The organism is Lactiplantibacillus nangangensis (assembly GCF_005405065.1).
In the GTDB taxonomy this organism is placed as follows: Bacteria; Bacillota; Bacilli; order Lactobacillales; family Lactobacillaceae; genus Lactiplantibacillus; species Lactiplantibacillus nangangensis.
This window is the reverse complement of sequence record NZ_BJDI01000010.1, coordinates 43,575-62,477: the sequence shown is the minus strand read 5'-3', so window position 1 is coordinate 62,477 and position 18,903 is coordinate 43,575. Positions and strand designations below refer to the sequence as shown.

Genomic DNA, 18,903 nt, shown 5'->3' with positions numbered 1-18,903 from the left:
TTTAATTTAAATCTAACATGAAACAAAAAGCCCGTCCAGTCGAAAGATTGGACGGACTTTTAATCAACCTAGTCCTTAGGTTTCGTCACAAACAAAGCTAAATCTTGTAATTGTCGTTCTGAAACTTCAGCTGGTGCATTAGTCATTGGTTCAGAAGCCTTCGAGTTCTTAGGGAACGCGATGACTTCACGAATATTGTCATTACCAGAAAGTAACATGGCAAAACGGTCCAAACCAATTGCTAAACCGCCATGCGGTGGAAAGCCCATGTCTAAAGCATCTAGTAAGAAGCCAAATTGTTCTTGCGCACGTTCTTTAGTGAAGTCTAACGCCTTGAACATCTTTTCTTGTAGTTCACGAGTATGGATACGGATCGAACCGCCACCCAATTCATAGCCGTTTAAGACGATATCATAAGATTGCGCATGCGCTTTATGTGGATCTTCGCCCTCGTTTAAGTAATGAACGTCTTCTTCGTTTGGCATCGTGAATGGGTGATGTGCTGGTACCCAACGTTCGATTCCTTCATCGTATTCGAAGAGTGGCCAGTCAACGACCCAAAGGTAAGCGTATTGATTTTCATCAATCATGCCTTGTTCCTTGGCAATGGCTTTACGTAAGTAACCAAGCGTTTCAGAAACCACTTTGAAACTGTCAGCGGCAAATAAGAGTAAATCACCTGGTTTGGCATCTGCGGCTTTGGTGATGGCGTCAAAGTCATCCTTGAAGAACTTAGCAATTGGGCCGCTAAATCCATCCTCAGTCACTTTCATCCAAGCTAACCCTTTAGCACCAAAACGTTCAACGTAGCTACCGTACGCATCAATAGCTTTACGTGAATACTTGTCAGCCCCACCTGGAACGGCGATGGCTTTGACGAAGCCACCATTCTTGATAGCGCCAGAGAAGACCTTGAAATCAGTATCAGCCATGACAGCCGACATATCTTTCAATTCCATCCCAAAACGCACGTCAGGCTTGTCAGAACCAAAACGACTCATGGCATCATGCCAAGTGATCCGCTTAAATGGTGCCGGAACATCAATTCCCTTAACATCTTTCATGACCTTTTGGATCAAGCCTTCAGTATAAGACTGGATTTCTTCAGCTGATAAGAATGACGTTTCCATATCGATCTGGGTAAATTCTGGTTGGCGGTCACCACGGAGATCTTCATCCCGGAAACAACGTGCAATTTGATAGTAACGGTCAAAACCGGCACCCATCAACAATTGCTTAAATAATTGTGGTGATTGTGGTAACGCATAGAAATGGCCTTGATAAACCCGTGAAGGCACCAAATAATCCCGGGCCCCTTCAGGCGTTGACTTAGTCAAGAATGGCGTTTCGATATCATAAAAGCCATTGTCATCAAAGTAGCTGTGAACCGCTTTGGTGATGCCGTTACGAATCTTTAAGCCTCGTTGCATTTCTGGCCGCCGTAAGTCTAAGTAACGATACTTCAACCGTAATTCATCAGAAACATTGATGTCATCTTGAATATAGAAAGGTGGGGTTTTAGCCTTGTTCAAGATTTTAACATCGTGAATTTCAACTTCAACTTTACCTGTCTTCATATTCGGATTAATCGCATTTTCAGCCCGGTTAACAACTTTACCTTGGACCTCGATCACGTATTCATTCCGTAATTGATCCGCAACAGCCAGCGCATCCGTTGAGAATTCTTGACTGAAGACCAATTGTAGAATGCCTTCACGGTCGCGTAGATCAATAAAAATCAAGCCACCAAGGTCACGACGTTTTTGCACCCAACCTTGTAACATGACTTCTTGGCCAAGATAAGCTTCGTTAACTAGGCCAGCATAAGTGGTTCGTTTCATAAATTCAATTCCTCCTTATTGATTAAGCTAAAAGGTTTTTAACATCGTCAAAGACGGCTGTCATCGCAACTTGGGTCTCTTCACCAGTTGCCATCGACTTCAAGTTGACCATCCCATTGGCTAATTCGCTCTCACCGACCGTCATCGTGTAACGGGCGTTCAAGCGATCAGCACTCTTAAATTGGGCTTTCGGTTTACGATCTAAGTAATCCCGTTCAGCAGTCAAGCCAGCGGCACGTACCGCTTGAACGAGTTTCAAAGTTGTCGCACTGGCTTCATCGCCAATTCCGACCACGTAGACGTCTAAATGATCATCTACCGGAAAGTCAATTTCTTCAGCGTCCATCAAAACAAGTAACCGTTCTACACCAAGACCAAAACCAACCCCAGAAGTTTCAGGACCACCGAGTTCTTTAACCAACCCGTTATAACGGCCACCGGCACAGATTGTCGTATAGCCACGACCTAATGCCTTCGAATGCGTCATGATTTCAAAAATCGTGTGATTATAATAATCCAAGCCACGCACCATCGTCGCATCGATTTCATAAGGAATGTCTAGAGCATCTAGGAACTTTTTAGCTTGGTCAAAATGCGTTTTCGCTTCTGGCGTCAAGTAATCTAAAATCGATGGCGCATCCGCGACAAATTTTTGATCTTGTTCAGCCTTGCTGTCTAAGACACGCAATGGATTCTTGTGTAAACGAGCCTTGGAATCGTCACTCAATTCTTCGAAATGTGGTTCCAAGTAGTCGATCAACGCTTGACGATAGTCATCACGGGTCTGTTGATCCCCTAAAGTATTAATAACCAGTTTCAAATCATTCAAGCCAAACTTTTTCAATAAGTTATAGCCCATTGCAATGACTTCGACATCCAATGCGGCGCTTTCACTCCCGAAGGCTTCGACACCGAGTTGATGGAATTCACGTAACCGACCAGATTGTGGTCGTTCATAACGGAACATGGGTCCCATGTAATAAACCTTATACGGCTTGAGCACTTGGGGGCCATACAACTTGTTTTCAACAAACGCCCGGACGACCCCCGCGGTCCCTTCAGGACGTAAGGTCACATGCCGATCACCTTTATCATGGAAATCGTACATTTCTTTTGTGACGATATCAGAAGTATCCCCAGCAGAACGGGAGAAAACTTCAAAATTTTCAAAAATTGGCGTGCGAATTTCCTTAAACTGATAAGTCTTAAAAAGTTCACGAGCGGTTTGTTCAACATATTGCCACTTTTCACTATCACCTGGCAAAATATCTGCGGTGCCTTTTGGCCGTTGATATCTCATTTGATTTCCTCCTTCAATTAAAATCGACAAAAAAAGCGCCCTTGTTTGTTTATCCAAGGGCGCTTTTTTGCGCGGTACCACCTTTACGAGCACTAACTGATAACGTCTGTACTAATAACAGGCGGAACTTTTACGTTCACCTCAAAAGCGTCTCCTCATTGTTCGCAATCCGGAATTCTCAGCACTACCGGTCTCTAGCTAAAGCGTTGCACAATGCTCATACTTTCTCTGCGGTCGATTTATTAATATATGGTTAAAGTTACACGATTTTGGTCTAAAAGTCAACGGTCCCACTTAAAATTAATCTGATTAGCAGTCGGTCATGCTTTTTTTTGGTATACTATTTTGGGTATGAAAATTTTATTTAAACTTAGTTGGTGACTCCCATGCAAGTTCTCAAACATTTTTGGCGTCAAATAACAATTTCACTTATTTTCATTGGGCTCATCGCTGGGTTCATTTTTGTCTTAGCCACGCATAATACCGCAGTGGTCAACATCGCAAATGTCAACATCCGTGAAGGACCTGGGATGAGTTATGCCATCACGGATGCGACTACCAAAGGCACCAAGGTTCATATCGTGCGTCGGAAAAGCAATTGGCTCTACGTTCGTTATGCCGACCACAAATTTGGCTGGATCGCCAGTTGGCTGGTCAATGAACACAATACACAGTTAACTAAAACGACTAAAATCTCCGAAGCCACGATCGTCATCGACCCTGGGCACGGTGGCTCTGACTCTGGGGCGCTTTCTAGCAAAGGTAAAATGGAAAAGACCTATACTTTGCGAGTCGCTAACGCCGTCGCTAAGCGGTTACGAGCCGCCGGTGCACACGTCGTCCTAACTCGGGACTCCGACAAGTATGTCGGCCTAAGTGCCCGCCCGGCCATCGCTAACAAGCTGCATGCAGATGCTTTCATCAGTTTCCATTTTGACAGTTCACCAGAAAAGAACCAAGGCTCTGGGATCACGACTTACTATTACCACAAGTCGACGTCACTCGGCTTAGCCAAAGCCTTGAGCAGTGACGTGCAATCACTGCCAATTAAAAGCCGCGGGATCGCATTTGGTGATTTCTTAGTTATTCGTGACAATCAAGTTCCGGCCGTGCTGATGGAACTCGGTTATATTAATGATAAAGCGGACTTTAAAACCATCAGTTCGCAAAAATACCCCAATGAGGTGGCACATGCCGTCTATGCGGGCTTAACAAGTTACTTTGCCGGTCAATAACGCCAAACTAAAGCCGTCGCCAACATACCAGTTGACGACGGTTTTTAGTTGAATTTAAAGCTATTTGACCAATGGCAATAACTCAGCCAAGCTGGCCACTTGAACTTCTGGGTGACTCGTCACCTTAATCAGGCTGTCGGGATCAAACAAGTACCCCGCAATATGGGCGTTGTGCCCAGCATCAATATCGAGATTTCGATCCCCAACCATGACGGCTTGAGATCGATCAACGGCATGCTTGTCTAATAAGTAATCTAAAGCAGCTGGATCCGGCTTGCGTGCAAACGGCTGCTCACCAGTGACAGCATCATCAAAATAACGTTTCAAATCTGCCTGAGCCAAATAATCCAAGGCTTGGCGATCACGATGCGTCATTAAGTAGTTGTGCCCACCAACCGCTTTAATTGCGGCTAGCACTTCCGCAGCACCTGCAAATGCTTGCGGTGCCTGCAAGGCTGGTTCATAACGCTGATAACCAGCTCGTAAATCTTGCCATTGCCAACCATAACGTTCAGCTACGACGCGTTCCGCAAAGCCAACTGATTCTTGACGCATCAGCTGATAAGTCTCATTTTTAGCAATCGTCCCACCTAACGTTTGGGTTGCCCGTTGGAAGGCTGCGACCATTGCTGGATAAGTGTCCATGAGTGTGCCATCAAAATCCCAAATAAATTCTTTCATCAAATATATCCCCCATAATTATATTGTTGTATTAGCCAAAAAGTTGAAGTGACCGTTTGGTGTCACTTCAACTCAAATCTATTTTTGATCAGTATCATAACAGATGGTCACGGGACCATCATTGACCAAGGCCACTTGCATGTCAGCGCCAAATTCACCAGTCGCGACGGTTACCCCAGTTGCCGCCAGCTGTTGATTGAATTGGTCATATAGTTGCGCCGCCCGTTGTGGGTCACCAGCCGCCGTAAAGCTCGGCCGATTGCCATGACGGGTCTCCGCATATAACGTAAACTGTGAAATCGATAAAATGGCCCCACCAACTTGTTGTAAGTTCAGATTCATTTTACCGGCCGCATCGCTAAAGACCCGCAAATTCAAAATCTTGTGAGTCAAGTAAGTGAGTTCATCTGGGCCATCGCCATCTTTAAACCCCACTAGTAACACGAAGCCTTGGTCAATTGCCCCATGCAACTGATCATCGATCGTTACTTGGGCTTGTTTAACTCGCTGTAAAACAACTCGCACGCGTTAACCTCCTAAAACATCTTCCGTTCGACGACATACACATCTTGAACATTTTTAAGACTATCGATAATTCGTTGAAGATGATCCAAATTACGAACCCCCAACGAAACGCTAATAATCACCATCTTGTTATGGTCAACTTTCCCGTTCACATTCGTGAGGAACTTCGTGTTGTTATTGATCACCTTCAAAACATCGTTCAACATACCATTCCGATTGTAACCCTGGATTTCAAGATCAGAATTATAATTCGTGCGGTCGCCTTCTGGATCTTCCCATTCAACTTCAATCAAGCGTTCACCTTGTGATTCAGCACTCTTGACGTTGGGACAGTCGATTCGATGTACAGAGACCCCCCGACCCTTGGTAATGTAACCAACGATCTCATCACCAGGAATCGGTGAACAACAATGACTCAGTCGGACAAGCAAGTTGTCGACACCTTGGATAATGACCCCACCGGAAGAAGAAACTTTCTTCCGCTTGTCATCATTGCGTTCCTTCTCGTCCTGCTGATCCTTCACCTTTTTCTTCGTTGATTGTTCATGGTGTTCTTCTAGGATTGCCCGTTCACGTTCACGTTGTCGGTCGGCTTCACGCTGTTTTCGCACATCATTAGTCAAACGATTGGCGATACCAACTGGTTGCACATCGCCAAAACCTAAGGCCGCAAATAAGTCATCTTCACCACTGTAATGCATTTTCTTCGCAACAGCATCTAGTTTTTCCTTGGACATCACGTCTTTAGGATTAAATTCAAAGTCGCGCAGCTGCTTGTCTAATAATTCCCGACCGGTAATGATATTTTCCTCCCGGTCAGCATTCCGGAAGAACTGCTTGATCTTATTGCGTGCTCGCCGAGTATAAACGAGTTTTTGCCAGTCACGACTTGGCCCCGTTGAACTCGTCGAAGTTAAAATATCGACAATGTCCCCATTTTTGATTTGATAATCTAGTGGGACGATTTTGCCATTGACTTTCGCACCAGTCGTATGATTGCCGACTTCCGTATGGATTGAATAAGCCATATCAAGTGGTCCAGCACCCTTAGGCAATTCGGTGACATCACCTTTAGGCGTAAACGCATAGACCCGATCACTAAAGAGATCGCCCTTGACACCTTCCATGAAGTCGGCGGCATCTTTACTTTCATCCTGCAGTTCGATAATTTCTTTAACTAAATTAAGCTTGTTACCAGACTTCGTTGCTTGAACTTCGTCGCGTTTACCTTCTTTATAAGCCCAATGCGCCGCAACCCCATATTCAGCGACCCGATGCATCTCGTACGTCCGGATCTGAATTTCAAGTGGCTTGCCTTCTGGACCAACGACGGTGGTGTGCAAAGATTGATACATGTTGGCTTTCGGCATCGCGATGTAATCTTTAAAGCGTCCTGGCATCGGCTTCCATTGCGTATGGATCGCCCCTAACACCGCATAACAGTCTTTAATGGAATCAACAACGACCCGAATCGCCAGCAAATCATAGAGCTGACTGAATTGCTTATGCTTATCACGCATCTTTTTATAAATCGAATAGATGTGTTTGGGCCGACCATAAATCTCAGCTTCCGGTAATTTTAAGTCTTTTAACGCTTTTTGAATGTCCTGAATCGCAATTTCGATGTATTTTTCGCGGTCTTCACGCCGGGAATTCATCAAATGGACAATGCGATAGTATTGTTGCGGGTTCAAATACCGCAGGGAAATATCTTCGAGTTCCCACTTAATGGTACTAATCCCAAGACGATCAGCAATCGGCGCATAGATCTCCAAGGTTTCATTGGCAATGCGCCGTTGCTTATCTGGCCGGAGATGCTGCAAAGTCCGCATATTATGTAAGCGGTCGGCCAATTTGACGATCATGACCCGAATATCTTTAGACATCGCAAGCAAGAGTTTACGATGATTTTCGGCCAATTGTTCTTTATTAGATTTATAGCGAATCTTACCTAATTTTGTGACGCCATCCACGATGACAGCCACATCATGACCGAATAATTCTTCGACATCACCCAGAGTGACCCCGGTATCTTCAACAACATCGTGCAAGAAACCGGAAGCAACCGTTTCTGGGTCCATTTTCAAGTCGGCTAAAATACCGGCAACTTGAATTGGATGCATGATATAAGGTTCACCAGATTGTCTGATTTGATCTTGATGCACATAAGTCGCAAAATCACAGGCACGTTTCACCAGCGCCACGTGATCGGCATTCATATACTTTTGAACCGCATTCAGCACGTCTTCAGCAGTCCAAGTCGGTTGTTTTGGCATACAATCTCACCACGATTTCTCAAAATTTTAGTTTCATAAAAAGGCACGTTCGTTAACCACCCGACGTGCCTTGCCTACCGCTAATCCCGTTCTGTTTCACGAGGTGCGGCCATCCCGTAAGCTAAGTACGACAGTCCTAAATCGACAATTGCGAGATAGTAAACGTACTCTGGGAAAAATAGATAGAGACCAAGTAAACAAAATATTGGTAGCAGCCAAATTAACCAGCCCGTTCGCGCGGTGCGGCGAATTTGCCAGCCAACGATCATTGAAATAATAAAGTCAAAGCAAAATAGCAACCAGACGATTTGATGGAATCGACTGACGCTCAATAACTTTAATAGCCAGGGTAGCCCAACGCCAACGACGATCGCTACCAACCAGTACTGGCCGCTAAATTTACGAAATTTCTCCGTCACACTGATCCCTCACTTACCCTTAAATGCTTAATGACTATGATTATTTATTTTACACCACCGACCGTGAAATTACACTAATTCTTGCGAAAAAGAAATCGCGCTAAGTAGGTACATTGGCGCCGTTTCTGCCCGCATAATTCGTGGCCCGAGACCAGCCGACACGACCCCTGCTTGGTTTAAAGCGCTAACTTCTTCAGCAGTCAAGCCGCCTTCTGGACCAAAAATCGCCAATAACCGTTGTCCCGACTGCATTTTGTTCAATGTCTGGACTAACTGACTACTCTCACCTTGCTTGGCAGATTCTTCCCAAGCCACGACGCCCGCATCATGTGGCACTTGCTGAATCAACGTCGATAAATTAGGCTGATAGTCAACCGTTGGAATGACCGTTCTGTGCGACTGTTCAGCAGCGCCTTGGGCAATTTTAGCTAACCGCGTCAATTTCCGATCACGTTTATTTGGAGCCCATTTTGCGACAGCGTACTGACTATCAAAGAACACAAAGCCAGCCGCGCCTAACTCGGTCCCGCGCTGGACGATTTGTTCTGTCTTATCACCCTTGGAGACCCCACAGGCAATCACTACTTCAAGCGGTAATTCGACATTTGGCTGTGTGACAGCGACAACGGTTACCATCGCAGTAGTTGCCGTACTGCTTGCCAACTTGCCAATAACAACTTGTTGGTTGAGCGTCACAAATTCAGCTTCATCACCCGGTTGGGCGCGCATGACCTTGAGCCAATGATGAACACTTTCACCCGTCAGCTCAAATTGCGTCCCAGCAGTTGTCGCAACAGTCTCAGTTAAAAAATAACGCTGCATGCTCGGCCTCCATTAATCTTCTTCAGTAGGCAAGTAAGCCACGATACTGTGCCAATCACCCATCTGCGTGTGCTGTGCAATTTGGAAACCGGCAGTCTTGATTGTGGCCAATACTGTTTGAAACTTATCATCAATAATCCCAGAGGTAATAAAATAGCCACCCCGTTTTAAGTTCGCCTTTGCTTGTGGCACTAACGGGATAATAATTTCAGCCAGAATATTGGCCACAATGATGTCCGCTTGCGTCTGAATGCCCTTAAGCAAATCATTCGCAGCCACTTTGATATCGGCCGCGACGGGATTCAAGTCTAAGTTAGCTTGAGCTGACTTGACCGCCACCTCATCCAAATCATAGGCTTCAACTTCACCGACACCCATGGCCTTCGCCGCAATGCTCAGAATTCCTGAACCAGTGCCGACATCAATGAGGTGTTCGCCACCATTAATAACCGTTTCAAGACCTTGCAAGGATAACTTCGTGGTAGGATGTGTTCCCGTCCCAAAAGCCATTCCAGGATCGAGTTTTAAGACCAATTCACCGGGTTGGGTTGGTTGATAACTTTCCCAACTGGGCACGATCGTTAAGTAGCGCGTCACACGAACGGGATGATAATACTTTTTCCAAGCCGTTGCCCAATTTTCATCAGACAAGTCCGCCATACTGACTTCAGCTGGCTGTGGATTCAAGCCAAATTCGGCCAGTTTGGCTACCCGTTGTTTAATCGTGGGAATAATTTCTGGGACAAAGACCGTTTCGGGATAATACGCCGAAATCTTAGCCCCTTCGGTAATGTGCGGAATCGTTGCTAAGTCAATAATTTCACCGTAACGGTCCGGCTTCAAATTTTGATAATCAAGGGCATCATCAATCTTGACACCACTCGCTCCTGATTCCATTAAAATATTTGAAACTGCTTCGACCGCTTCATTGGAAGTGCTAACAGTTACTTCAGTCCATTTCATATTGGGCTTCCTCCTTGGAAAATTCAATTTAGTCTATTCTACCAATAAACCAGCACAAGACGCAAAAACACATCCAATACTGCAAAAAAACATCCAATGTTAAGTCATCATGCTAATGCCACTCAACACCAGCCATGATGCTCAATATCAATATCACGCTTTCGGCGCTTTGAAACGAACGGATTACCACTCACCTCATAGCGCAACGGTGCCGTCGTCCAAGTTGCCTTGTTCACAATGCCGATACGCGCACTACTCATTATCTTGGCCGGCCGGCGCGCTGCCGTTAGATCGAGTGCAAGCGTCTCATCCGAAAGCGGTGTGCCATTCAATTGCTTGTCTAGGCCCAACGCCTGCATGAGTTTGCCAGGACCAGTCGTCAGATTTTCAAGTGGCACTGGTCGATTGCGCTGCATTAGGGCCAGACCAGTAGCCGGTTCAATTCCTCGGATCAGCACACATTCAGGCGTGCCAGCTGCTTGCGTGACCAGATTTAGCAAAAACTGGGTGCGCATTTGATAAATGTAAATCGTCCCAGCCGGCAACCACAACGCTGCGTTACGGGCCGTCTGATGATTTTTGAACGCGTGTGCGCCAGCATCCTGGGCGCCCAAATAGGCTTCGGCCTCTGTGATCCATGCCCGGATTTCACCTTGACTGGTCTTTAAAACAAGTTGCTTGCCCAACAAGTCTGCCGCAATTTGTGGCGTTGGCCGGCCACTTAAAAATGTCGCCATTTGCACACATGTCACCTCCTAGTGATAACAAAAAAAGCGGCTAATCAGCCACTTTCCTAGTTAAACGTTTATTTAAGTACTTGAGCATATCCGCTTCGTGTTTAAAAATTCGAGGGTGCTTCTGCTTGTGCAGACGTAAGGCAATCTCATTAATTTTAACGCGTCCAGTCCAAGTATGACTATACTTCACGACCACGCGATTATTACGATGGTCCTTACCGAATTTCAACACGTAAACGCTGTCGGGAACCATTAGCGGTCGGATATATGTCTTATCGTAATCATAATTGATCGATCGCAAATACTGTTTCGTGCGCTTTAACATGTCGTTGATCTCTCCTTCACAATGTGAAATTGATTGATTTTAAGGAACTCAATTAACTAAGTTCCACTCCGTTAGGTCTGAAAGATATTATAACAGATTTTAAACACTTATTGTATCAATTCACCACTGGTTAGGCAAGAAACCTGTTTTAATTCTTGAATATTCACTAAACCACATTGATTTCCTATTAATAATCAAAATAATTATGCTAAACTACTTTTAGTTAGGAAGTTTATTTTTTACAAGGGGATATTGTTATGACATTAATCGAAAAGATTTACCAACGGGGACACAGCGAACTAACCAGTGTTGATCAAATTGAACAGTTTCAAACCGCCGACGGTTATATTATTCCAAACCGCGTGTTAGCTCGTGAAATCGGTGCAGATAGTGAAAATTGTTTTTATAAGAACAGTGAAGGCAAGCGTAAAAAGATCGTTGCCACTCAAGATGAGCAAGGCAATTGGCATCTCAAGACAATTGGTAACGCTGACCCAGCCGCCGATGGCCTGCTGAAGCTACCATATATGCAAAATAATTGGGGCTAATTGCTAGCTACAATTAAATAATTTTTATTATTTGTACTATTCAAAAAGGGATTAGCCAGCATTCTTTGTGCTGGCTAATCCCTTTTGCAATTGACGTTAATTTTTGGCATGACTTACTTCACACCAGATACCAAGTTAATTTCGGACTGACTGTTTTCCCAAAGTTCTTGTGGCGTATAGCTGTCCTTAGCAAATAAAACCACCGTGCCATCTTTTTCAATCCGAGCGTTGGCACCCAACCATTCCCAAGTAGGTGCAATCCATAGATTAAGGCGCTTACCACGCCCTTTTTTAGGTGACCAAGCTGAAACATAATCATCAATATAATGTGTTCGCATGAATCTGGTCTGACCATTTTCAAATTCGATCTGTAATAAATTAGCCGCCATCCAAACTTTGACGGCCTTCGGGTAAACTGTTGACATGCACCACACCCCCCTAGGAATTTGCAGGTTACCCCATCATTGGTAACCTCAACCAATTCAGTCATCCAACCATGTGTCAAATCAATCGATGGCACTCACTTCAAGCTCAGCATATCACGATTGCTTGATAAGTCAATCTCAAAAAATTATTGCCGGTCGAGTCACAAAAAGAGCGGTATTAGGCCTGCTCACACAATCCTAGTACCGCTCTTTTAAGCCATTTTAGTAAAGTATTCTACGACGGCTTTTCTTCTTCGTCAGTCTTCAAAACAGCCATGAACGCTTCTTGTCGAAGCCCTAATTCTAAGGACCTTTAGTATTGGTTAATTACATCTAACCGTGGTTGATATAAAAGCGTTTATAGTGCTGTCTAAAATCTAATATATCTTATTTATATCTATTAAATCCTATTAAAATTTAACCGTTGGTAGGAAACACGTAGGAAAGTAAAAAAGGATCTATATTCAACTAAGCGGCCCACCTCGGTGCGGTCGCTTTTTAGCTTACCTTAGACGACTAGCATATAATCCAAACTAATTAAATATCAGTATTTTACGTGGGACAAAACTTTTTTAATTAGTTACGTATATCCATTGACTATACACGCATATGCGTGTATTATAATAGTTGTAGGAGGGAATATAAGAAAGGAGTAAAATAATGGATGACAAAAAAATAAACCTACTAACTGCAATTATCTCCCTGGCAGGTTCAACAATTACAATTGTAGGCTCCATCATTAATCTTAAGATTATCAGTCGAACTTCAAAAAAAGAACACTTCGAACGAAAATCTAAACGGATTAAGAAACGGAAATAACTTGAAAGCAGGGTCTAGGCCCTGCTTCTTGTTATATAATCAATTATACACTAAAGGAGGAGTTCTGTAATGACACATACTATCTCAATCATTGCACTAATCGTCGCCATAATTGGATTAGGGCTATCGATATATACTTTATTCCGGGTGATTAAGAATGGCAGATAAACCAACAGAAGCGCACCTCAAAGCAAATCGAAAATGGGACGATAAAAATAAGGAACGTAAACAATATATAAACAAGCGTTCAGTCGCCCGTAATTTCATCAAACAACTAGCAACCAACGACGACTTGTCCGAAATGCTGGCTCTAATCTCAGACCGTCATAAAATACTAAAAAAACAAATTGATGAATAATAAAAAAATCCCGCACCGGCCAATTAAGGCTAATGCGGGATTTTTACTACTTAATGATTAATTTTTCACCGGGATGAATCGTACTATAAATTGATTGGCCGTTTTTTGACGCTAACGCATACACGCCTAGTCCATTTTGTTGAGCAATTGCCCACCATGAATCACCGAACTTGACCGTGTAGTACGCGTGAGAAACACCGGTTTTCACGTATTCAAGCGAATTGCTTGCAGGACCAGTTGCCATATACGCATAGCCATTACTGCGTGGCTGCCGTACCCAGCGGTAGCCACCTTGAATAATTGCTGCATCCGTTTTGACCGTTTGGCCCGCGGCTAAAGTCGTGATTACACCGGCCGATGTCGAAGGAGACTTACGAAGCTTGACCGCTGTCTTTAGCGTGTATGTTTTAGACTCCCTGACCCACTTGACTGAGGTAGACGACTTTGACGGTTTAATTGACCCAACCTTGGTTACATCTTGCGCACGAACTTGCCCGATTGCCTTGCTGTCATTATAGACAGTGAGAACTTGACTTGATGTGCCAGTGTAGACGGTCTTCACTGTTTTAACAGTTAACTTAGTCTTAGTAAGTGAGTCGTCTGCCTTAGTGGTCGTGCCATAGTAAGTAATACCAGTCTTTAGGCGAACCTCATCACCCACTTTGTAGCCACCATTCGGATACTTAGAAGTATCGACCGTGTTGCCAAACCAATTAACGTTTGTCACAAATTTAGAGGCATCCACAGACTTGTTAAGGGCCGTGCTATACATTCGGTCAGTATGTTGCCATAGCTCGTACGTAAACCCGACATTAGGTTGGGTGTTCTGATAGTATGCCAGCCAAACGCCATTATATCCTTTTCGACCGTCTAAATGATAATTATAAACATCTTTGCCAGTATACAGATAGACCGGCTTGGTGGTTAGCGAATGCAGTTTGGTAGCGAATGCTTTGGTTGCCGAACTGTACGAACTTCCTGCATACGTGGTTACTATTTCCGCGTCATTCGCATAAAATAGTGGGTTATACTTTTTAGCACGGTTATAGAAGTCAGTAGCTTCAACCTTAGCATCGGCATCATTTACATACTGACCGAAAGCATAGACACCGAATTTAACTCCTGCCGCGTTAAGAACAGCCGCGTTGTGGTCAAAGACTTTGTCTCTGTAATTTGACCCATACTGAACACGCAAAATGATACCCTTGGCTTCACCCTTGAGAAGCTTAGCTTGGGCGGCTGAGATATTGCCTTGCCATTCAGAGAAGTCATATACAGGTCGATTGTCAGTCGCAGCGTTTGCACTTACTCCGAAAAAAAGAGCCGCCATTGTGGCCGCCCCCGTTAGCGCTAATTTACTTTTGAGTTTGTTGATCACTCCCAGTACCCCCATTCTTTCCAACATGTTCAGTATTGATTGACAATCCTAGGTTACCGACAATCAATGTAACTACGCTAACCCAGGCATTGATACTATCAGATGTTGAACCTGGTAAAGTAAAGCCTAGTGCTGTACCCAACGTAACCAATCCTGATGCGATAATAAAAACGACCGATGCAATATCGGTCGGGGACTTCTTATTAAAACTGAATTTAAACTTTGTCATTTGTAATTTTCTCCTTCAAATTTTCAAGCTCTTCATCGTGTCTTGCCAACCATATTTCATGTTTATCGAGTCGATGGTCGTGCTCCTTATGAACTTGATCTGCAGTGATGCCGATACCGTCAACCTTAGCTGTCAGGCTATCAATTGACCGTTTTAACTCTCGATTCGCCACATTCGCGGGGTTCACAACCGCAATACGTACCAATCCGACCACCATGCCAGAAACAAACATGATGATTGCAGCAATAGATGCCCATTCACTCAACTGATATCCCATGATATAGTGCGGTGGACTCCATTGTTGGCCCGTTACCACCGCAATTAAGGCCAATCCAATATCACTCAAATGCACATTCAATCATCTCCAATTTTTTGCTCTAAAATGATGTCCAGCTATCTTTCGCCTTCAACTTTAAGAACCTTAATTTGATCAACACCGCTGATTACACCACCAGAAGAAATATCGTTAGATGTCGTTCGAGTAATAGTCCACTTTGTTTGACTTCGAGATAACATACACTCGCCAAGATTGCTGACTACTGGTTGACCAATATCAACTAGACTATTTGCATTATTACTCGTGTTAATTACGATGTAATCACTATTCTGATTCAAATCAAAGCAGTCCATATGATAATTACCTAGATACTCATAAGAAACCCATAATTTATCAAAAAGAAGATTGCCTTCAGTACTGATCAGGTCTGGAGTTGTGAACGAATCATCCACATTTTGTACGCCGCCTTGCCATAAAGTTCTACGTGAAGTCAGACTACTCCAACCACCATGAGTTACAGATAAACGGTAATCGTTATAAAAATGTACATTCCCGTTATAGAGTTCCACGGCAAGAATCCGGCGTGTTCCTAACGTGTCTGCAAAAACATGAATCTCCAACATTGGTTTAATTTGATCTGCTGACTCACTCCATAAGTTGCTAAAACCCGAGCCAATATAGACTCCAGCCGCTAATGATAGAATATCACCGCCTTGACTGCCGAAGAAAGTTGGAACCATATTTTGAACGCCAGCTTGAAAACCTGCAGTTGTTTCATCGCCTAACCCGTGGACACCAATTCCAATATTCCCGACATGATTATCAAATGCTTCTTCTAATTTAGTCAGTCTATCTTCAATATTTTCTACCAAAACTATCCCTCCTAATACTTATACGATCGATTACTGGCATATCCAAATCCAATTAGCTCAACTTGCTGATTTATAGTGTCAATAGAAATAGTTGTAAATCCCAGTTGATTATCAGTTCCTAAATCCTTGTTTTTCCAAGGAAAACCATGTTGAAGCTGAACACTATAAAAGTTATCAATTTTAGATAATTTTTCTTGATGTGTATGACCACTAAACACACCCGCAAATTTTCGTTTCCCCTGAGTAGAAAAATCAGCCGTGATATTAATTTCCCAACCAGCACCATATATTGAAACCGGGTAATTGTTAGTAAATTCACTACTATTTTTATGAACAATATTCAGCCAATCATGCACTGATTGTGCACTTTTTTCACTCGTATATTTTGTTCCTGTAATAAAAGCATTCAAGATACCAGTGAAAACCTCAAAGTTAACCATATTGGCACCGCTGTCACCCCACTGATAGTCCTTACCATCGTTAAACCAGATTGGACAGTGTGTCACCACTAGTGTCGTATAGTCAGCCGGAACATTCTTTAATGCACTATCTACCAACCAAGATAGTGTATGCTGCGTTAATCCATGCCACAGCCATCGATTATAAACATAGTTACCGGCAGTATTAACTGTCAGTGGAGGTTCTTCTGTGTCCAACACGATATAACGAACCTTTTTTGCTACATAATCCTTGTAAAAAGAAAGTGATCCAGTATCTCTTACTGAACCACTTGGGTACTGAATGTTATTTTGAAACCATTCTACTGAAACCGTATTACTGGAATTAAGTAAATCCAAGTTACCAACGCTTGCATGCGGGCTGCCATCGTCATGATTACCAATCGTAGCTGTTCGGTCAGCAGTAACACCATAGCCATCTGAAAACCAAGAGGACAGCATAACCTTATTTTGCTTTTGATTATTAGCTAACTCAGTTGTAATCCCATTAACATTATCTCCATTAAGATGTAATACATCGGCCGTATTGCCCATAGATTTCAAAATAGAAATAAGCGACGACTGCCCGTAGCGCCCATATACATAGTTACTGTTCAAACCATTAGGATAAAGATCGCGAATATCATAATGTGGATCTGTGTAGATACCGATATTAAAGTTATCAGTATTAATTCCGTTCGCATAAGTTTGCATACTTGCAGTTACAGGCACACTTTCATCTGTATACTTTGACATTTAGTTGCATTCTCCTATTTTTTTGTGATAGTCATTCATCAACAACAGTTTTGTAATCTTCAGCGGTGACTTTACACGGCTTCTTACATATAGCACATTGGCTCATCTCCTGTTACTATAGTCTGTATCCATTCATAATTACTGTGTCACAATTAATTTGTTGACCTATGGCATCTTTAGGAACGTTAGCAATCAATCTATGGTCAGAATCCATGATCAGCTGAATTGGACCCATACCACCAACTCTAAATCCTACTAAATAACGGAATCCAAATGGAATTAGGTTTGACGGAATCACTGCAATATTAATCGCTCCCGAAGTGCCGACAGCAAATTGAGTTCTGAGAGCGACTGATTCACCAACAGCTCGTACTTTCAAATAACTTAAATACCCAAGTGATACTGTATTTACTAATGGTAAGTCTATCCAACCGGTGTCTGCCGTTGCGTTGCCATAGGCTTCAAGCATTAGATCAAGTGGACCAGTCCAATTGGATTGGCCGTAGTCAATTTTACGATAATTATTAGCCACGAAGATCACCTCCGTCGCTAAATAATAAAAGGGTTAGAAATGTTGTTAAATCAACATTCTGCCCCCCCCCCGAATTTTTCTAATGTTAATTTAATCATTGTGCTACCTCCGTTGTTGTCGTGGTTAGTTCATCAAATTGGTCTGCAGTGATCATAGCTGCCATCTTGAAAGTGGATAAGTCATCCACCGTATAGAGACCCATTTCGAAATATTGCTTAATGTAAATAAACATGTTTATCTCTCCTATTCTGCTGGTGTTGTAGCAGTGCCAGTACTTGTCGACCCCACAGTTGTGGTATCACTCTTCATGCTGGCTAGCTGCAACATGATTTGAGCATTGAACTTATCCTGTGTTGTCTTAGTCTGTGCCATCTGTAACATTAACGTTGCCTGAGCCGTCTGTTCTGGAGTTGGCGTTGGAGCTGGAGCTGGATGTGCTGCCATCCACTCTTCCTTCGGAGTCCCAATCCACGCCGTCTTATCATCGTTAATATGAATCGGCTCATATGAGCCGTTTACTGGGGCGACAAAGGTTGCGTTTTCTGGGAGAGTGAATTCATCATCGACCGTGACTAGCTCACTATGATCGAAGATTCCTGTCCCTTCGTCGTAAAAATATAATACTTTCATGCTTAAGTTCTCCCTTCTATCCGATAAATGTCTGGTTTAACTGAATACGTTTCAGGGCGCTGAAAGGCACATCTGTAGACATAGCAATGCCGTCGGTTACACTGATAAACTGCAGTTGATGGCGATAGGAGTCTTCTCCAAACCAACAGATTTGTACGCCAGAATTATTATAGAAATAACTACGGATTTCCTGAGTAATCTTCATAAATAACGACGTTTTCAAATCGGAGTCAGGTGCTACAATACTGCCTTTAAGTAACATAATTTTGGCTAATCCGTCCAAGCCATAAATACGGTATGCAGGTTCATCCATTGCCTTGTTCACCGCTCCACTTTCCCCAACAAATTGTGTGAATCCGTTGACCAGTGTCAGACCTTCCGTCCGCCACCCTGTGTCAGTAAAACGGCCATTTAGTTTCTGTAAGTTTTGGTTGACTGTCTTGTTCCAGCTATTTGAACCATAATCAATGTCTGTTAGTGTTACTGTCATAATTGAACTTCCTTTCTAAACTAAAGGC

General features: G+C 43.4%; 23 protein-coding genes. 3 read left to right on the top strand and 20 right to left on the bottom strand.

Going from position 1 to position 18,903, the window contains the following annotated elements:
- Positions 1 to 68: 68 nt before the first annotated feature.
- Both aspS and hisS read right to left on the bottom strand, forming a co-directional pair.
- The gene (aspS, locus tag FFM70_RS09450) at positions 69 to 1,841 is read right to left on the bottom strand and encodes an aspartate--tRNA ligase (protein WP_137616609.1); all 1,773 of its coding nucleotides are present in this window, start codon (positions 1,839 to 1,841) and stop codon (positions 69 to 71) included.
- Between the two features lie 22 nt (positions 1,842 to 1,863).
- Positions 1,864 to 3,141: a histidine--tRNA ligase gene (hisS, locus tag FFM70_RS09445; RefSeq protein WP_137616608.1), complete on the bottom strand. Its 1,278-nt coding sequence runs from the start codon at positions 3,139 to 3,141 to the stop codon at positions 1,864 to 1,866.
- A gap of 386 nt (positions 3,142 to 3,527) precedes the next feature.
- On the opposite strand from hisS, the gene FFM70_RS09440 reads away from it, so the two are divergent.
- Complete coding sequence (locus tag FFM70_RS09440; RefSeq protein WP_137616607.1) at positions 3,528 to 4,376, top strand: N-acetylmuramoyl-L-alanine amidase family protein; 849 nt, start codon at positions 3,528 to 3,530, stop codon at positions 4,374 to 4,376.
- Between the two features lie 60 nt (positions 4,377 to 4,436).
- On the opposite strand, the gene FFM70_RS09435 is transcribed toward FFM70_RS09440, so the two are convergent.
- From FFM70_RS09435 to FFM70_RS09400, 8 genes are all read right to left on the bottom strand, one after another.
- On the bottom strand, positions 4,437 to 5,057 hold the full coding sequence (locus FFM70_RS09435; RefSeq protein WP_137616606.1) for an HAD-IA family hydrolase: 621 nt from the start codon (positions 5,055 to 5,057) through the stop codon (positions 4,437 to 4,439).
- Positions 5,058 to 5,135: 78 nt separating this feature from the next.
- The gene (gene dtd, locus FFM70_RS09430) at positions 5,136 to 5,582 is read right to left on the bottom strand and encodes a D-aminoacyl-tRNA deacylase (protein WP_137616605.1); all 447 of its coding nucleotides are present in this window, start codon (positions 5,580 to 5,582) and stop codon (positions 5,136 to 5,138) included.
- Positions 5,583 to 5,593: 11 nt separating this feature from the next.
- The gene (locus tag FFM70_RS09425; RefSeq protein ID WP_137616604.1) at positions 5,594 to 7,858 is read right to left on the bottom strand and encodes a RelA/SpoT family protein; all 2,265 of its coding nucleotides are present in this window, start codon (positions 7,856 to 7,858) and stop codon (positions 5,594 to 5,596) included.
- Positions 7,859 to 7,938: 80 nt separating this feature from the next.
- Positions 7,939 to 8,277, bottom strand: coding sequence for a hypothetical protein (locus FFM70_RS09420; RefSeq protein WP_137616603.1), 339 nt, complete (start codon positions 8,275 to 8,277; stop codon positions 7,939 to 7,941).
- Between the two features lie 69 nt (positions 8,278 to 8,346).
- Positions 8,347 to 9,099 carry a 16S rRNA (uracil(1498)-N(3))-methyltransferase gene (locus FFM70_RS09415; protein WP_137616602.1) on the bottom strand — a complete coding sequence of 251 codons (753 nt, stop codon included), beginning with the start codon at positions 9,097 to 9,099 and terminating at the stop codon, positions 8,347 to 8,349.
- Positions 9,100 to 9,111: 12 nt separating this feature from the next.
- Complete coding sequence (gene prmA, locus FFM70_RS09410) at positions 9,112 to 10,062, bottom strand: 50S ribosomal protein L11 methyltransferase (RefSeq protein WP_137616601.1); 951 nt, start codon at positions 10,060 to 10,062, stop codon at positions 9,112 to 9,114.
- 122 nt (positions 10,063 to 10,184) lie between these two features.
- Complete coding sequence (locus tag FFM70_RS09405) at positions 10,185 to 10,799, bottom strand: DNA-3-methyladenine glycosylase (protein WP_137616676.1); 615 nt, start codon at positions 10,797 to 10,799, stop codon at positions 10,185 to 10,187.
- A 40-nt stretch (positions 10,800 to 10,839) separates the two neighbouring features.
- Positions 10,840 to 11,124 carry a hypothetical protein gene (locus FFM70_RS09400; protein ID WP_137616600.1) on the bottom strand — a complete coding sequence of 95 codons (285 nt, stop codon included), beginning with the start codon at positions 11,122 to 11,124 and terminating at the stop codon, positions 10,840 to 10,842.
- 257 nt (positions 11,125 to 11,381) lie between these two features.
- On the opposite strand from FFM70_RS09400, the gene FFM70_RS09395 reads away from it, so the two are divergent.
- Positions 11,382 to 11,672: a hypothetical protein gene (locus FFM70_RS09395; protein ID WP_137616599.1), complete on the top strand. Its 291-nt coding sequence runs from the start codon at positions 11,382 to 11,384 to the stop codon at positions 11,670 to 11,672.
- Positions 11,673 to 11,785: 113 nt separating this feature from the next.
- On the opposite strand, the gene FFM70_RS09390 is transcribed toward FFM70_RS09395, so the two are convergent.
- Positions 11,786 to 12,097, bottom strand: a complete 312-nt coding sequence (locus FFM70_RS09390; protein ID WP_137616598.1) for a hypothetical protein — start codon at positions 12,095 to 12,097, stop codon at positions 11,786 to 11,788.
- A 976-nt stretch (positions 12,098 to 13,073) separates the two neighbouring features.
- Here FFM70_RS09390 and FFM70_RS09385 point away from each other — a divergent pair.
- Entirely contained in the window at positions 13,074 to 13,274 is a 201-nt protein-coding gene (locus FFM70_RS09385; protein ID WP_137616597.1) for a hypothetical protein, read from the top strand.
- Positions 13,275 to 13,320: 46 nt separating this feature from the next.
- Here FFM70_RS09385 and FFM70_RS09380 read toward each other — a convergent pair whose 3' ends face one another.
- The 9 genes from FFM70_RS09380 to FFM70_RS09340 all read right to left on the bottom strand — a co-directional run bounded on the left by FFM70_RS09380 (position 13,321) and on the right by FFM70_RS09340 (position 18,875).
- A complete protein-coding gene (locus tag FFM70_RS09380) occupies positions 13,321 to 14,652 on the bottom strand; it encodes a GH25 family lysozyme (RefSeq protein WP_223877470.1) in 1,332 nt (443 codons plus the stop codon).
- Positions 14,630 to 14,881 carry a hypothetical protein gene (locus tag FFM70_RS09375; protein ID WP_137616596.1) on the bottom strand — a complete coding sequence of 84 codons (252 nt, stop codon included), beginning with the start codon at positions 14,879 to 14,881 and terminating at the stop codon, positions 14,630 to 14,632. Before FFM70_RS09375 ends, FFM70_RS09380 begins: the two co-directional genes overlap by 23 nt.
- Positions 14,868 to 15,233 (bottom strand): hypothetical protein, encoded by a 366-nt coding sequence (locus FFM70_RS09370; RefSeq protein ID WP_137616595.1) that lies wholly within the window; start codon positions 15,231 to 15,233, stop codon positions 14,868 to 14,870. Before FFM70_RS09370 ends, FFM70_RS09375 begins: the two co-directional genes overlap by 14 nt.
- Positions 15,234 to 15,274: 41 nt before the next feature.
- The gene (locus FFM70_RS09365) at positions 15,275 to 16,030 is read right to left on the bottom strand and encodes a hypothetical protein (RefSeq protein ID WP_137616594.1); all 756 of its coding nucleotides are present in this window, start codon (positions 16,028 to 16,030) and stop codon (positions 15,275 to 15,277) included.
- Between the two features lie 11 nt (positions 16,031 to 16,041).
- The gene (locus FFM70_RS09360; protein WP_137616593.1) at positions 16,042 to 17,223 is read right to left on the bottom strand and encodes a hypothetical protein; all 1,182 of its coding nucleotides are present in this window, start codon (positions 17,221 to 17,223) and stop codon (positions 16,042 to 16,044) included.
- A gap of 115 nt (positions 17,224 to 17,338) precedes the next feature.
- Positions 17,339 to 17,755 (bottom strand): hypothetical protein, encoded by a 417-nt coding sequence (locus tag FFM70_RS09355; RefSeq protein ID WP_137616592.1) that lies wholly within the window; start codon positions 17,753 to 17,755, stop codon positions 17,339 to 17,341.
- 94 nt (positions 17,756 to 17,849) lie between these two features.
- Positions 17,850 to 17,987: an XkdX family protein gene (locus FFM70_RS09350; RefSeq protein WP_137616591.1), complete on the bottom strand. Its 138-nt coding sequence runs from the start codon at positions 17,985 to 17,987 to the stop codon at positions 17,850 to 17,852.
- 11 nt (positions 17,988 to 17,998) lie between these two features.
- Complete coding sequence (locus tag FFM70_RS09345) at positions 17,999 to 18,385, bottom strand: hypothetical protein (RefSeq protein WP_137616590.1); 387 nt, start codon at positions 18,383 to 18,385, stop codon at positions 17,999 to 18,001.
- Between the two features lie 16 nt (positions 18,386 to 18,401).
- Entirely contained in the window at positions 18,402 to 18,875 is a 474-nt protein-coding gene (locus FFM70_RS09340; RefSeq protein ID WP_137616589.1) for a hypothetical protein, read from the bottom strand.
- Positions 18,876 to 18,903 lie beyond the last annotated feature (28 nt).